The following is a 15,507-nucleotide window of genomic DNA, read 5'->3' on the forward strand; positions in this document are numbered from 1 at the left end:
ACCATGACCACTACCGCACCCGAGCCGGTCAAGGCTCGCACCTACGGCAACTGGCGAAAGCCCCAGACCGCCGGCCTCGGCGGGCTCGGGCAGCTCGCCACCCTCGTGATGTTCGTGGGCATCTTGTCCTCGATCGTCGCGTCCATGTTCGCCGGCCTCGGGCCGGCACTCATCGTCGCCGGGATCTTCGGCGGCATCCTCCTGACCGTCTCGGTCAAGGACAAGCACGGGCAGTCAGCCCTAGGAAGGACGGTGGTCCGCGTGAACTGGTGGCGCACCAAGAGCAAGGGAGCGAACATCTACCGCTCCGGCCCGATCGGCCGCGCGAAGTGGGGGACGTTCCAGCTGCCTGGCCTGGCCGCACCCTCGCAGCTCACCGAGCACGAGGACTCCCACGGCCGCCGGTTCGCCCTGATCAGCACCCCCATGACGAAGCACTTCACCGTGGTCCTGGCGACGGAGCCGGACGGCGCCGCGCTGGTGGATCAGGAGCAGATCAACAACCAGGTCGCGGAGTACGGCATCTGGCTCGCCAACCTCGGAGACGAGCCCGGTATCGAAGCCGCCTCCGTCACTGTCGAGACGGCTCCGGACACCGGCACCCGGCTGCGCGGGGAGGTCGAAGGGTCGATGGACCCCGACGCCCCGCTGTTCGCTCGAGCGATGCTCGCTGAGGTCGTGGACAGCTACCCGGTCGGCTCCGCGACCATCCGCGCGTACATCGCACTGACCTTCACGGCCACGGCTCGGATCGGCGGAAAGCGCCGAAACGCCAAGGAAGTGGCTGCGGATCTTTCCGCGCGCATTCCCGGTCTGACGAACTCCCTCGCAGCAACCGGCGCCGGCGCTGCTCGGCCTCTGAACGCGCAGGAGCTGTGCGAGGTCATCCGCACCGCCTACGACCCCGACGCCGCAGTCCTGATCGATCAGGCCCGCGCAGCGGGCGAGACGGCAGACCTGTCCTGGACCGACGTCGGCCCCGCCGCGGCAGAAGCACACTGGGACTCCTACCGCCACGACGGTGCCGTGTCGACGTCGTGGACGATGACCGCCCCGCCGCGCGGCGTCGTGCAGGCCGGGATCCTCGCCCGCCTGCTCGCCCCGCACCGCGACATCGCCCGCAAGCGCGTCACCCTGCTCTACCGCCCCATCGACCCCGCCCGCGCCGCAGCGCTCGTGGAGGCGGACCTCAACGCCGCGCAGTTCAACTCCTCCGCGTCGACCAAGCCGACCGCCCGCTCGACGCTCTCGACGCGCTCGGCGCAGGCGACAGCCGCGGAGGAAGCCTCCGGCGCCGGGCTGATGAACTTCGGCCTGATCGTCACCGCCACGACGATGCAGCGCACGCAGGAGCCCGAAGCGCGTGCCGCCGTCGACTCCCTCACCTCCGCCGCACGGCTGCGGATGCGACCGGCCTACGGATCGCAGGACTCCGCCTTCGCCGCCGCGCTCCCGCTCGGCCTGGTCCTCCCGCGACACCTGCGCATCCCCAACGAGGTCCGAGAAGCGCTGTGACCTCGATGAGCGCGCAGGGGACGGCACCGGGCGAGTGTCCGGTGCCGTCCCCGCTTAAGTCCCACCGCCCCGCCCCGATCACTGCCGGAGGTTCCCAGTGAGCATCATCAGCACCAAGTTCTTCTCTCGCCACCGCGACGAGACGCCCGATGACGTCTCCACGGATGCCGACGAGCTGCCCACCGGCGCCGGCGGAGTCGATGAGGAGCAGGAAGCTCTCGACGTCGACGTGTTCGACACGGCCGTGCCCACGGGTGCGGTCGGCGCTCCGTCAACGGCGGAGGCCGCGTCGGCGTCGACGTACAGCCGTGCCGGCTCCCGCCGAGCCCGCAAAGAGGAGGAGGAGGCTGCTGCGGCTCGCGCTGCGGCATCACCGCTGGCGCGCGAGAAGCCCTCGAAGCGGTCGCGGAAGAAGCGGGCGATCCCGCACCAGGGCGGCAAGCAAAAGGTCGAGAAGAACGTCGCGCCGATCCGGCCGATGCGCCCGACCTCGACGGGGTGGCTGGGACGTGGCGGCGGGCAGGCCGTCTCGATCCAGCCCGCCGATGAGTTCCGCGCAACGACCGTGCAGGTGTGCGGGCTGTACCCGTTCTCGGTCGGCACCGGAACTCCCATGATCGGCGTGCCGCTGGGGAAGAACCTCGCCACCGGGGCGTCGGTGCTGTGCGATCCGATCAGCTGGTTCCAGCGGGCGCAGCTCATCTCGAATCCGTCGATGTTTGTCCTCGGTAAGCCGGGCCTCGGGAAGTCCTCGCTCACCCGCCGCATGGCGACCGGGCTCGCCGGATACGGCACCCTCCCGCTGGTCCTCGGTGACTTGAAGCCCGACTACGTGGACCTGATCCGCGCCCTCGACGGCCAGGTCATCACCCTCGGCCGCGGCCGCGGCTACCTCAACATCCTCGACCCGGGCGAGGCGACGGTCGCCGCGCAGCGACTCCGCGACGACGCCGACCAGGCCCTCGAGCGCGCCTCCGAGCTCGACGCTCGCGGCGAGAACTCGGCGGAGGAGCGCAAGCACGCGGTGAAATCGCAGCGCCTCGCGTCGCAGGTGCTCGCGGACGCTCACGGCCGCCGGCACACGATGATCGCCGCGTTGCTGACGATCCTCCGCTCCGAGCCGCCGAGCGACCGGGAAGAGACGATCATCGACCGGGCGCTGAAGTACCTGGACGAGACGCACGAGGGCATCCCCGTCCTCGCGGATCTTCTGGCCGTGATCCAGGCAGCGCCCGACGAGATTCGCCAGGTCGCCCTCGACCGCGGCGACCTCGCCCGCTACAAGGCGATCACCGAGAACCTCGAAGCCTCCCTCATCGGCCTCACGACCGGCGGCCGGCTGGGCGAAATCTTCTCCCGGCAGACCACCACCCCGATGCGCCGGGACCGCCCCGTCGTCTACGACGTGTCCTCGATCGATGACTCCGAAGGCGATCTGCAGGCCAGCATCCTGCTCGCCTGCTGGTCCGCCGGCTTCGGAACGGTCAACGTCGCCTCCGCCCTCGCAGAAGCGGGGCTGGAACCGCGCCGGCACTACTTCGTGATCCTCGATGAGCTGTGGCGGGCGCTGCGCGCGGGCAAGGGCATGGTCGATCGCGTCGACGCGCTCACCCGCCTGAACCGTGCCCGCGGTGTCGGCCTGGCGATGATCAGCCACACGATGAGCGACCTGCTGGCCCTGTCCTCGCAGGAGGATCAGATGAAGGCCAAGGGCTTTGTGGAGCGCTCCGGCATGGTGATCTGCGGCGGGCTCCCCGGCGCGGAAATGCCGCTGCTGACCTCCGCAGTGCCGATGTCGAACGCGGAACAAGCGATGCTGACGAGCTGGCAGGACCCGCCCGCGTGGGACCCGGTATCGGGACATGAGTCGGAGCCTCCCGGGCGCGGCCGGTTCCTGATCAAGGTGGGCGGCCGGCCCGGTATTCCGATCCGGGTGCAGCTGACCAGCCCCGAGCTCGACGTCAACGACACCAACAAGCTCTGGCACACCACCTCCCGTGCCGGACGCGCGAACGAGCCGCTGGCGACCGATCCGGTCGTGGTGGAGATCCTGCCGTGAACCTCTGGCTGGGCTTCGTCGGAGTCGTGATTTTCGGCCTCGGCAGCCTGTGCCACGTCGTCGTGCAGGGCACCGACGTTTGGACGCAACGCACGTTGACCCGGCCACACGCGCTCTCGATCGCCGGCTGGCTGTTCACCGCAGCCGGCGCGGCGACCGTCGCCGCCGTGATGATTCCCGCGCTGCCATGACCTGCCCCTCGACCCTCGCGTTCGAGGGCTACCTGTGGTCCTGCGTCACCAGCTCGCCCTGGCATGAGTTCCACGCCGCGGACCTTCCGATCGAGTTCGTAGAACGCGGTCTTGCCCTCGTGCACTGGGGCACCACGCAACAGGCACCCGACGACGACCCGACCCCGCGGTGGGTCGGCCCGATCTACACGACCGAGAGGACGAACTGATGAGCATGAGCAACAACCGCCGCAGAGAGCCGGGGAAGGCCGGCGGCGGGTTCGGGATAGCGATCGCGGCCGGCGGTGCACTCGTGGTGATCCTGGGGCTGTACATCGCGATTCGCGTCGGATCACAGGCGGACGGGGTCAACCCCGACATGAGCACCGACCCCTCGAACTTCGTCAGCGTCGTGGTCGACGTGTTCCGCGGCCGCCTCGTCTGGCCTGCGACTGCGACGTGGATTGCGGGCGGCATCGGCGCCGTTCTCGTCGTGCTGGTCGTGTTCTTCCTGCTGATCAAGTCCAGCGGCGGCAAGCACCGCACCCCGCTCGACTGGGCTGCCCGCCACATGGCGACGCCGAACGAGCTGCGTCAGATGCGCGGCAAGGAGGCCAAGCAGAAGTCGGCGCGTCTCGGTGTGCCCGACTCCTTCGGCGTCCCTGTGGGGGCGCTGCTGACGGACGGCCGTCCGCTCTACGCCTCGTTCGAGGACATGACGCTGCTGCTCGCCGGTCCCCGTGTGGGCAAGTCGACGTCGTTCGTCATCCCGGCAATCACCAATGCGCCGGGCGCGGTCGTCACGACGTCGAACAAGCCGGACGTGCTCTATGCGACGCGGGACCTGCGTGCGCAGGCCGGCAACGTCTGGGTGTTCGATCCGCAGCGGGTCGCCGTCGAGCCGGCGTCCTGGTGGTGGAATCCGTTGTCCTACGTCACCGACGACACCAAGGCGGCCAAGCTCGCGCAGCACTTCGCGTCGGGGTCGAGCGAGCTCGGCGCACGAACCGATGCGCACTTCGAGCCCTCCGGCCGCGAACTGCTCGCGGGCTTCCTTCTGGCGGCGGCGATCGACGGCCGCCCGATCACCGACGTCTACGAGTGGACGACGACCCCGGGCGACGAGACGGCCGGCGACATCCTCGCAGCGAGTGAATGGACCCTGATGGCACGCAGCGTGCAGGGCTCCTCCCGCCTCGAGCACAGGGAGCGCGGATCGGTCTACTCGACAGCCCGCCGCATGGCGTCCTGCTTGAAGGACTCCGGCACCCGGCAGTGGGTGAACCGGCAGGGCGAGAACGACCCGCGGCCGGAGTTCGATCCGGCCGCGTTCGTGCGCTCGACCGGGACGCTCTACAGCCTGTCCAAGGAGGGCGCCGGCAGCGCCGGCCCTCTCGTCCTCGCCCTGACCGCCGCGACGGTCGAGGCGGCGGAGGAGCTGGCAGCGGTGTCGCCCGGCGGCCGGATGCAGACGCCGATGCTCGGCGTGCTCGATGAGGCCGCGAACGTCTGCCGCTGGCGGGACCTCCCCGACCTCTACAGCCACTACGGCTCCCGGGGTATCCCGATCATGTCGGTGTTCCAGTCCTGGTCGCAGGGCATCGGGGTATTCGGCAAGGAGGGCATGTTGAAGCTCTGGTCGGCCGCGAACGTGAAGCTCTACGCCGGCGGAATCTCCGAGCCGGAGTTCCTGGGCATGGTGTCCGATCTGATCGGCACCTACGACCGCGAGACGACCTCCGCGAGCATGAACAAGGGCGTGCGCTCGACCACCACCGCGTTGAAGCGAGAGAAGATCCTCGACGTCGCGGAGCTGGCGACGCTCCCGATCCCGCGGAAGGGACGCAAGACCGGTCGAGCGATCATGATGTCCTCCGGCTCCCGTGCAGCGATGCTGCGCACGGTGCCGTGGTTCGACGGGCCCAAGGAGTTCGTCGCGGGTATCAACGCATCGATCGCGCGGAACCAGCCCGGCGGCGCTGCACCGGCAGCACCAGCACCGGCGCCGGTCGCTGACCGGCCGCTCGCCCCGGTGGAGGGATCATGAGCGACATCTACGGCGGCGTGGACGACGACGACCTCACCCCGGGACCCTACGAGGGCGCAGAGGAGGAGCCGACGACGTTCTTTGGGTCAGCGGATGAGTTCGTGCGCAAGCAGCTGATCGGCACCTACCGGCGCCGCGTCATCCGGGGTGGCTCCGGCAGCGGACTGCGCTGGAAAGCCGCCTGGTGGTCGAGCGCGGAGGCGCAGCAGCGCATCGAGGCCCTGTGGCGAGCGTGGGAGGCCGCCAGAGCCGACGAGAAAGCCGGGATGAGCACCTGGTGGATCAACCACTGCGACCCGCACATGACCGCTCTGCTCTCCCCAGACGGGCCGTTCGCGGACTCGCAGGACGAGAACCGGGTCGGGGAACCTCTGCCCTACGAGCGTCCCGTCGAGGGCCTGTTCGAGCCCGACCGTCAGCCGCCGCTCTACACCGAGCGGACGACCGAGGGAGAGCCTGCGGGCACCAACGCCTGAACGGCAAAGAAGAAGGGGAGCACCAGTCGGTGCTCCCCTTCTTCGCGCGTGGTGGCGGTTACCTGCTGAGGTCCCCACGGTCGGCGCCCTGGCCGCGGCCGCGGGTGCGCCGCGTCGACGGGACGGTGCTCGTGGCCGCCTTCGAGGTCACCGCGGAGCTGGCCGGGGTCGCGTGGGCGCTGTCAGCGCTCATCCGCGCTTCGATCAGGTGCGGCGGGACTCCCTTGGACTCCATCGCGTGAACGGTGGCCTGTCGACGCTCCGAGCTGTCGTAGGCCACCTCGCCCGCCTCGCGCGCCGCTGACGCACGAGGATCGGACGCCGGGGTCGTGGGGTCGCCTGAGGTGCCGTTGGCGCTCTGAGCGGCGTCCTGGCGCTCGGCGGGGGCGGTGTCGCGGTAGAGCTGCGCCTGCGCCCGGGCGTCGGCTGCGAGCTCGCGCAGCTCGTCCGGGCTCGCGTGCTCGGTGCCGCCGGCGGCGGCATCGCGGTCGTAGTCGTTGGCGCGCGCTTCCAGCTCGGCAGCCATGACGGCCTGGCCGTTGTCGACGTCGGCCACGCCGGGAACCTCTCGAGCTGCTGCGTCGGATCGGGCGTCGTTGGCGCGGTCGAGCCGGTCCGCCTCAGCGATGAGCACCTGCGCCTCGGTCAGTTCGGTGCCGGCACGCGCGCGCTCGGGAGCAACAGCGTCCTTCCACTCCTCGACCAGTGCAGCACGAGCGGCTGCGACGGTCGCGGGGTCCGGCGTGGACACCTGGCCGGCGTCGTTCCAGTCGATCGACGTCTGGACGCGGTATCCCTGGAACCCGGCGGGGTCCGTGTCCCGCTTCCACTCCTCGGCCACCGACAGCTCGACAGTCGCGACGTCGCCGGCGAGAGCGGCGCGGTAGTCGGTGATGAGGGCGCGCTGCGCGCCGGTGTCCGGCTCCGTGCGGTCCCCGACCTGCATGGTGAGACGGTCCTCGTCGTGGCGGTGGTAGTGCTCCGGCGCAGACGTGGCCGCCCATTCCTTCGCCAGATCCAGCTCGGACTTTCCGCGGGTGGCGGCGTCGCGCAGGACGGCAGTGTCGACGCCGTAGCGCTCCATCACCTCGCGCTGCACGACGGCCGCGGCACGCTCCGCGATGGGGTCCTGGCCCTTCCACGCCTGAGCCGTCTCCGCGACGCGGGCGACGTCCTGGATGCTCGCGCGATCCCACCACTCCGGCCGGTCCACGACCTGCAACGTTGCTCGTGCGGCACCCCGCTCGGCGTCGAACCGCGCAGCGAGCTCGCGCGCCTGAGCTGCCGATCGAGCCTGCGCGTCGCGCGCCAACTCCTCCCGCAGGCGGGCGAACTTCTCGCCCATCTGCATCGCGATCGTCAGTGCTACTCGAACGTTCTGACCGACCTCCTGGCCGACCTCATCGTCACTCATGACTTCCTCCCCCTATGGCTGTCGTGCCTGGTTATCGGTCGAGTCCGCCGCGGTCGTGACCGGGCTTCTCGCGGGCGTCTCGGGCGCGCTTGGCGAGGAGCGCGTCGGCGCTCTCCTGCTCGCGCGGCGTGAGCTTGGTCGGCACCGGGCTCCCGGTCGGGAACGACGCGGCGACCGCCTCGCGCGACTGCCGCAGCTCGGGCGGCAGAGCGGCCCGCTGGGCCTCCCACGCCTCGGCCTTGTTCGCGGTGTCCTGCTTCGTGTAGCTGTCTCGCACTGCGGTCAACTGACCGCGGAGCGTCTGCGACAGCTCGCTCATCCGACGTGCGTCACCGGCGGCCTTGTGCGCCGAAGCGATCGCGTGAGTCATGCGGGCGAGCTGGTGCAGCAGCAGCAGCTCAGCGGCCGCGTTCTTCTTCTTGCCGGCGGCCGCCAGGATCAGCGCAGTGGTGTGCGCGCTCGAGGGCATCGCTGCGGGTCGCGGTCGCGTCTCGTGGGCGCGCAGGTGTGCCGACCGCGCGAGCGATCGCGCAGCGTCCGCGAGCGGTCCGGGGGTGGGTTCCATGCGCCTCGACCACGCGGCGTAGGCGCCGGCCGTCTCACGCGCCACGTGTGCCCACGTCGACCGGTCGGACGGGTCGACGGAGTTGATGTACTGGTGCAACCGGTCCATGTCGGCGGCGTACTTCGCGAACAGATCGGGCGAGGGCTCGGCAACCTCGCGGCCCGGGTTCACCGGCTGATAGCGCCACGGGTTCTTCGACGTCGCGCGCCATTCCTCGGCCGCTTCTGTCGCCTTCAACGGCTCGTCCGGCCACCCCTCGCGCAGTCGCGGGAGGGTCAGGTCGCGCGCGAGGGTCCCGCCGCCGTGCCAGCGCACGGGCTCGTCCTTCTCGGGGCGCAGCGCCACGCTGTAGCCCTGCACGACGTCGTTGCGGCCCACCGCGAAACGCGGGCGCACCAGCAGCCCCTCTTGACGCATCCGACGCACGAACTCGCCCTCATCGACGCTGGACGATGCAGCAGCGCGGACGCTGCGCTCGAGGCGGCGCACGTCGGGCTCAACCGCGTTGCGTGTGCGGGCCGCCTCGCGGGCTCCGGGGACGATCCCGCGCTCTCCGAGCTCACGCCCCTCGGGGTGCAGCTGCGACAGACCGTGATCGCGTTCCAGCTCACGGCTGACCTTCTGAGCGAGCCGCTTGTCGTAGGGGATGTGCGCCTTCGTCCCGTCCTCGCGCACGAGGGAGACGGCGATGTGGATGTGGTCGTTGCCGTTCTTCGACGCGCCATGACGAACCGCGACCCATCGCGCGTTCGCCTTCCCGATGTCGTCGCCGGCGAACCCCATGCGCTGCACGAAATCGGTGGCGATCGCTCCCCACTTCTCATCCGTCAGCGTGCCCTCTTCGGCACTGAGAGAGAGCGAGCAGTGCCACACGTGCGCGTCCTGCTTCACGACGGCCTGCTTGCCCGTCGACGGATCCAGGATCGGCTCTCCCGTCGCACGGTCGAACTGCTTCACGGACCGCATGACCTTCGTGCCGTACACCTCGGCCGGCTCGTCAAGATCGCGTGCGATCGCGAGAGCTGCGTCGCGGTCCAGCACCTCGTAGCCGTACAGCGCCATGATCGCGGAGTCGCCAGCGACCAGGTGCTGCTCGGTGTGCTCGTTCGAGCGACCGGGGCCAGCGAGATAGGTCATCAGCCCGCCCATCTGCGAGCCGTAGGTGACGTTAGGAATCACTTGCCGGCCACCGCACGGCACGCTGCGCTGATTTGCGGGACAAGTGCCGCGAACTGCGCTCGGAACTCCTCGACCTGTGCGGGGAACTGCCCCTCGGTGTTCGCGAACCGCGCGAGCTGGTTGAGGTTACGAGCCATGCCGCCAAGGTCAGCGCGAACCTGCATCAGCTCGGCCACTGCGCTCTTCCACTCGGCGTCCGTGCGGACCTGCGCGTTCATCGCAGACTCGAACAAGAGTCGCGGAACCGTGATGTCGCCGGCCACAACTGCGCGAGCCTGCAACGCCGCATCTTCTTCGGCGGTGACGTACACGCGGTAGTACTTCTCGCGTGCCCCCTCGGGTGCGTTCTCGCGCCTTTTCCGAGCGAACAACCGTCGAGGAGTCGACTCCGACACTCGAACCACCCGCCCTTCCCTTGCCAGCGCAGCGAACCCGCCACCCGGCGGGGACCACACCTCTAGTGTGCACCCGGAGCCAACGCAGCGCCAGCCCGGCAAGCCATTTACCAGCGGTAAACGGACAGCTTGCTCCACAAACCGCTCTGCCCGAGCGTAGCGATGGTGCAGCAAAGCGGCTCCACGAACGGGCACCCGTCGCGGGAAGGAACAGCCTCCGGATGGGCGACGCTGCGGCGTCTTCCGGATGCCCATTTGGGCATGTAGCCTGATCCCATGAGCGACAACACGAGGAACCCAGAGGACGCCGCCGACGCCGCACGCCGGCTGCTCGAAGCGAGTGTCGAGAAGAGAGTCGCAGCGGTGCGCACGATCGTCACCGCTGCGAACGACACTGACACTGCACGCGCGGCTCTCACTGACGCGCAAAGTCGGCACACGAGGGCGTGGGCCGATGCGCTCGCTACCGGGTGGTCCGAGAAGGAACTCCGCGCAGCCGGAGTGCCGCGGCCCGACCAGTCCCGCGGCCGTGCACCTCGTTCGCGTCGCTCACCGGGGAGCGACAGCGCTCCCGGCGACTCGACGGAAAACAGCGCTACGGAATCAACTGACGACGCAGCCTGAGCGACCGGACGATCGCCTTCGTCGGTCCCGCAAGCCCCCACCGCGGTAGGACGGAACACGTAACGTCGACCGTGACGCAGCGACCCCCTCGCTCGCGTCGGAGCCCCCCGCTCGAGCACAGCTCGCGGGGGCTTCTTCGTTCCCGGGCTGATCGCGCCGGCTGCGGTCCGGCCGTCCATCCGACGCTTCACTCTTGCCTACGCTGATCACCCGTCAAGAGCGCTCCGCGTCCCTTCGGGATGCCCCTGCGGGGCACTCCTGACGGCTGCCCATCTCCGGCATCGCGCCGCTTATCGGATGGATGGCCTCGGTGCGTGCTCAGCCCCGTGATCGTAGCTCCGCGGTACGGATCGCAAGTTCCTCGCGAGCCTCGGCGGCGGCGCGCTTGCGTGCCGCCTCGCGCTCCCGAGCTGCCCGCTCGTACTCGTGCTGATCGCGCTTCATCTGAGCGATCACCCGATCCACTTCGTCCTGGTCGATGTTCGCCAGCCGTGCAGCCTCCGCGGCTCGCTCGGCGGCGCGTCGCTGCTGGTCAGCGGCCCGCTCCGCCGCAGCGTCACGACGAGCCTGGTCGAACCGCGAGTGCTCGGTGATGACCTGGCGGATCGCCCAGCCGTAGAACCCGAGAGCGTTGCGACTGGTGAACGTGTCCGGCACGCGGCGACCGTCCCGCGTCAGCCAGGCAGTGATAGCGAACATCAGCCCCTCGACGCTCCACTCGGAGACGTCGATCCCTGACCGCTCGAGCATCCCAACCACGTGACCGACGTGCACACCGCGAGCAAGCCAAGGGATGCGCTGAGCCAGCGCAGCGGCGAAGCGTTGAAGTTCAATGGGTCTCGGAACCGCCGGCCGACCGATCGAGCTGCGCCGTGTGTTACTTCCTCGTCCGGGCTGCCGCGAAGCGGCTTCCAAGCGCGGTCCACCGCGCGTTGGTGGGATCTTCTTAACTGGAGCTGTGGGAGGAACGTGGCGCCTACGGGGTAGGTGGACATTCTCCACAGATCGGGTGATCCGGCCGCCCTGCGAGACGCGGGACGGAACCGGAGCCGGCGCCGCGCACGCGGCGCGCAGGGCAGCCGCACGGGGCATCACGAGCGCCCGCGTGGAAGCCATGCGGAGCTGGCGGCCACCGTGCGCGAGCTGCGCGGCAACGCGCTCACCTCCGCACAGGTAACGGCCCTCGATGACGACTGCGGCGAGGCCCAACAGCAGCAGGATCTCTCGGGCGCGCTGCACGGTCCTCTTGCACATGCCCAGGCGATCCGCGACCGTCTGGTGCGCTGTCGTGACGCCGCGTCCCGTACCGACGTCGGCCGAGCGCATGTCCTCCTGAGCGACGAGCAGCAGCGTGTGCGGTGCGACCTTCACAGCCGCTCGCACGGCTTCGCCCTCGGGCGTTACCAGGGCGTCCAACACGGCGTCGAACCACGCGCTACCGGACGTCCAGCACGGCAGCGGCGCGTAGGCGCCCGGTGCCGGCTCGGGGCTCCACGAGCCCGACCGCAATTTGTTCGGCCGCGACGCGGCCGCCTGTGACGTCTCGGATGCAAGCTCGACCGACCGCTCCCCTGAAAAAAGGGTGGGTCGGGAGTGCACGGAGACGAACTCCGCTGTTACGATGTGGTCATTCCTTCCGGGTACGTTCCGGCGGGTACACCGAAGGCCCGGCTGGTAACCGGTTCTTGGGTGGGACTGCTTCACACCTCTGAGTCGCCAAACTGTGCGAGGTGGGAAGCCAAGGCTTCTAGGCCCGTCGCGAGAGCGACGGGCCTAATGCGTTAACGGGTGTCGATGGGCAGCTCCTCATCGGAAAGAAGGGTCGGCTGCGACGGCCACCACGAGGGAACACCCTCGTCGGTCAGCTCGCTTTGCACGTGCTCGACCAGGCGCTCGAAGAACACCGCCGACGACACGTTGGCGTGCGACGCCATGTCGTTGAAGCGATCGCGCGCCTGCTTCTCGACCGTCCAGGCAACGTTGGTGGGTTCCACCATCGTTCCTCGGGGACGCCGCGTCGTAGCCATGTGATTAACGTAGAGCTGTGGCTGTGATTAGCGCGACGCGACACGCCGCTTTAGATGCCCATTTGGTCACTCGCGGCTGAGGGCTACTCCGCTGCGGGAAGCGGGAGCGTGACGTCCACCGCGCGGAACTCCGAGACGATCGCCCGCTCGACTGCTCGGTAGACCGTCGAGCGCGTCACACCGAACTGCTCCGACAGCTCCGCGACGGTGTAGTTCCCGGAGCGGTACTCCGCGACCAGGTGCGCCTCGATCTTCGGGGAGAGCTTCGGCGCGCGGCCGCGCAGCCGGCCCTTCGCCTTGGCGACCCGCATGCCCTCCTTCGTGCGCGCGCGGATCAGGTCGCCCTCGAACTCCGCGATCATCGCCAGCACGTTGAACAGCAGCCGCCCGATCGGGTCGTTCGGGTCGTGCAGCGACCCGCCGATGTTCAGGCGCACTCCCCTGCGCGTGAGCTCGTCCACGATGTCGCGCGCATCGGTGATCGAACGGGCGAGGCGGTCGAGCTTCGTCACGAACAGAGTCGAGCCAGCGTCGCACGCGGCCAGGGCCTCGCGCAGCGCGGGCCGCTCGCGGTTGCTGCCGGTGAGGCCGGCGTCGACGTAGATCCGCTCCGCCGGCACACCGGCCGCGAGCAGCGCGTCACGCTGCGCCTGCGCGTCCTGCTTGTCCGTCGAGACGCGGGCGTATCCGATCAGCTCAGCCATTGGACCAGTATCCCGTTTGACGCCCCCCTACCGAACAAATCACCGGACGGGTCTAACGGGACACTCAGCACCGCGGATTTTCGCGGCGCTCGATGTCGCGTCTGCGTGTACCGGTCACCGATCCCTATACGGGATGCACGCCAGCGGCCTGACGCCGGCGCTATGGCGCCCAAACGACGTCGGAACGGACAAAGATCCGAGGCGTGAAAACAGCGCTGACGGTGAGCACTACATCTTCCTCAGGACCGCCCGATGGGTGGACGCCCCGAGGTCGTTGGGATTTAGGGCAGCGAGCAGCCCGCTCTAGTCGAGTGGCGCGTGACGGTCTGCGACCGTTCGAACCGTTCGCACGAGTTGTGGATCCTCGCCTCGGGCGAGTCCGGCGTACTCGAGGCGCAGCGAGCCGTCCTCGGCCGGGGTGGCCTTGATCCAGACTCGTCGGCGCGGCACGAATAGTGACGTGAGAAGCCCGGCGAGGACGAGAATCGCGAAGAGCAGCACCCAGCCCTGGGTGGCGTCGTGGTGGATGTCGAAGGACGCGAAGCGGCGGACGCTGTCGGTGCCGATGACGTCCGGGTCGGCTCCGACGTTCTCGAAGGTGACGGTGCCCAGTCCGTCGGGCAGGTTCGTGGTCTCGCCTGGCTTCAGCGTCAATGGTGCTACTCCGGTGTCACCTCCGGTCAGTCGAGTCAGAGAGTCGACGGCGAGCTCGTAGACCGAGGTCGGCACTCCGCCGTTCAATCCCAGGTCGCCCGAGAACACGTCGAGCGAGAGCACGGGGTACTGAAGGTCCGGGAAGACGGACGTCGATGCTCCTGTCGCGAGCTGGTCCTGGGTGGGGTAGAAGAAGCCGGTCATGCCGATCTGCTCAGCAAGGCCGTCCGTCACCTTCACCACTCCGACCGAGGTGAGGTTCGCGTTGGTCGGGAGGAAGGGCACCGAGTCGGTGAAGATCGCCGTGCCGGAGGGGTCGCGCACTGTGATGGTCGGGGCGTAGCCGTTGCCGAGGAGGTAGACATTTGTGCCTCCGATCGCCAGCGGCTCGTTGACCTTGACGGTGCGTTCTTCGCTGCTGCCTCCGCGCTGGGTGGTGGTGACGGTCGCGGTGTAGTCGATCGGCTGCCCGAACGCCTCGCCCGGCTCGGTCACGTACTCGACGGCCAGGCTGTCGAGGTTCAGCTGATACGGGTCGAGCTGGCTGCTGTCGAAGAAGCGCCCCGGGTTGAACGAGTCGTAGGCCGCGAGGTTGTTCGCGAACCCCTGACCGCCCTCGACCAGCACGCGCTGCCCGCTGTAGCCGAATCCGCCGCCGATACCCACGGCGACGAGGATGCCGACCAGGGCGGAGTGGAAGACCAGGTTGCCGGTCTCGCGGAGGTAACCGCGCTCAGCGGAGACGCTCGACCAGCGGCCGCGAGGGTCGTTGTACCGCTCGACGCGATAGCCGGCACGGCGCAGCATCGCATGGGCGCCCTCGATCGCCTCCTCCGCAGTGGAGCCCTCAACATCTCGGACGGTGTAGCCGGCGAGGCGTTGCAGACGGGCCGGCGTCTTCGGCGGCCGCGAGCGCATCGCCTCGAAGTGGTGCTTCGTCCGCGGGATGATGCAGCCGATCAGCGAGACGAACAGCAGCAGGTAGATGCTCGAGAACCACGCCGAGGTGTAGGTGTCGAAGGCCTGGACCTTGTCGAGCAGCGGCGCGAGGTCCGGGTTGTCGATGAAGTACTGGGTGACGCCGTTGGGGTCGGAGGAGCGCTGCGGCACGAGCGAGCCCGGCACCGCCGCGATCGCGAGCAGCAGCAGCAGGAACAGCGCGGTGCGCATGCTGGTGAGCTGGCGCCACATCCAGCGGACCCACCCGGTGAAGCCGAGGGTGGGCTGCGTGATAGACCCGTCGGAGTCGAAGTGGTCGGCCGGGCGGAAGTTCGCATCGGTGCGAGCCTGAGCCGTGTCGGGCTCGCGCTCGAGAGGCGCGTCGTGGTCAGATCGCTGATCGGACGTCATGGATCACCGCGCCGAGAGCGTTGCAGGCGAGCGCACTGCTCGCCCCGCCGGCCATCAGCAGCCCGCTGACGGCTGCACCGCGACGGCGGAGGCGGGGACGATAGCGAGCTTGTCGTCGCGCACGAGCTGGATTCGATCAGCAGTCACAAGTCCTCAGTGTATGGACGCCGCTCGATGTCCGGCTGATCGTCGCGGCAGTCCAGAACCGTGGGCTGCACGCGAGTTCAAGGCTTTCAGCCACCGAGCCGATCGCCCGCTCACGATCCTTTCGCGGGCGGCCATGATCGGTTGCAGGGCTCGACTACCGGCGCCGAAACGCTCCATACAG

Annotated in this window: 13 protein-coding genes; 6 read left to right on the forward strand and 7 right to left on the reverse strand. The window is 69.2% G+C overall.

Annotated features, from left to right (window positions below; genetic code table 11):
• Positions 1-3 precede the first annotated feature (3 nt).
• The 6 genes from C5D08_RS13410 (at position 4) to C5D08_RS13435 (ending at position 6,267) form a co-directional block, all read left to right on the forward strand.
• Positions 4-1,515, forward strand: a complete 1,512-nt coding sequence (locus C5D08_RS13410) for an SCO6880 family protein (protein ID WP_181065741.1) — start codon at positions 4-6, stop codon at positions 1,513-1,515.
• A gap of 478 nt (positions 1,516-1,993) precedes the next feature.
• Complete coding sequence (locus C5D08_RS13415; RefSeq protein WP_258067411.1) at positions 1,994-3,574, forward strand: ATP/GTP-binding protein; 1,581 nt, start codon at positions 1,994-1,996, stop codon at positions 3,572-3,574.
• Complete coding sequence (locus C5D08_RS13420) at positions 3,571-3,765, forward strand: hypothetical protein (protein WP_104277468.1); 195 nt, start codon at positions 3,571-3,573, stop codon at positions 3,763-3,765. Before C5D08_RS13415 ends, C5D08_RS13420 begins: the two co-directional genes overlap by 4 nt.
• The gene (locus tag C5D08_RS13425; protein ID WP_104277469.1) at positions 3,762-3,974 is read left to right on the forward strand and encodes a hypothetical protein; all 213 of its coding nucleotides are present in this window, start codon (positions 3,762-3,764) and stop codon (positions 3,972-3,974) included. The genes C5D08_RS13420 and C5D08_RS13425 overlap by 4 nt, the downstream gene beginning before the upstream one ends.
• Entirely contained in the window at positions 3,974-5,791 is a 1,818-nt protein-coding gene (locus C5D08_RS13430; RefSeq protein ID WP_104277470.1) for a type IV secretory system conjugative DNA transfer family protein, read from the forward strand. The genes C5D08_RS13425 and C5D08_RS13430 overlap by 1 nt, the downstream gene beginning before the upstream one ends.
• The gene (locus tag C5D08_RS13435; protein WP_104277471.1) at positions 5,788-6,267 is read left to right on the forward strand and encodes a DUF4913 domain-containing protein; all 480 of its coding nucleotides are present in this window, start codon (positions 5,788-5,790) and stop codon (positions 6,265-6,267) included. Before C5D08_RS13430 ends, C5D08_RS13435 begins: the two co-directional genes overlap by 4 nt.
• 58 nt (positions 6,268-6,325) lie before the next feature.
• Here C5D08_RS13435 and C5D08_RS13440 read toward each other — a convergent pair whose 3' ends face one another.
• The 7 genes from C5D08_RS13440 to C5D08_RS13470 form a co-directional block, all read right to left on the reverse strand.
• Positions 6,326-7,681, reverse strand: coding sequence for a hypothetical protein (locus C5D08_RS13440; RefSeq protein WP_104324776.1), 1,356 nt, complete (start codon positions 7,679-7,681; stop codon positions 6,326-6,328).
• A 31-nt stretch (positions 7,682-7,712) separates the two neighbouring features.
• Positions 7,713-9,395, reverse strand: a complete 1,683-nt coding sequence (locus C5D08_RS13445; RefSeq protein ID WP_104277473.1) for a relaxase/mobilization nuclease domain-containing protein — start codon at positions 9,393-9,395, stop codon at positions 7,713-7,715.
• A gap of 26 nt (positions 9,396-9,421) precedes the next feature.
• Complete coding sequence (locus C5D08_RS17545) at positions 9,422-10,075, reverse strand: MobC family plasmid mobilization relaxosome protein (protein ID WP_104277474.1); 654 nt, start codon at positions 10,073-10,075, stop codon at positions 9,422-9,424.
• A gap of 687 nt (positions 10,076-10,762) precedes the next feature.
• Positions 10,763-11,863: a hypothetical protein gene (locus C5D08_RS16715; RefSeq protein ID WP_146086142.1), complete on the reverse strand. Its 1,101-nt coding sequence runs from the start codon at positions 11,861-11,863 to the stop codon at positions 10,763-10,765.
• A 362-nt stretch (positions 11,864-12,225) separates the two neighbouring features.
• A complete protein-coding gene (locus C5D08_RS13460; protein ID WP_146082602.1) occupies positions 12,226-12,438 on the reverse strand; it encodes a hypothetical protein in 213 nt (70 codons plus the stop codon).
• 116 nt (positions 12,439-12,554) lie between these two features.
• Positions 12,555-13,175, reverse strand: coding sequence for a recombinase family protein (locus C5D08_RS13465; RefSeq protein ID WP_104277477.1), 621 nt, complete (start codon positions 13,173-13,175; stop codon positions 12,555-12,557).
• 303 nt (positions 13,176-13,478) lie between these two features.
• On the reverse strand, positions 13,479-15,179 hold the full coding sequence (locus tag C5D08_RS13470; protein WP_104277478.1) for a cytochrome c biogenesis protein ResB: 1,701 nt from the start codon (positions 15,177-15,179) through the stop codon (positions 13,479-13,481).
• Positions 15,180-15,507 lie beyond the last annotated feature (328 nt).

The organism is Rathayibacter sp. AY1B6 (genome assembly GCF_002932755.1).
GTDB lineage: Bacteria > Actinomycetota > Actinomycetes > Actinomycetales > Microbacteriaceae > Rathayibacter.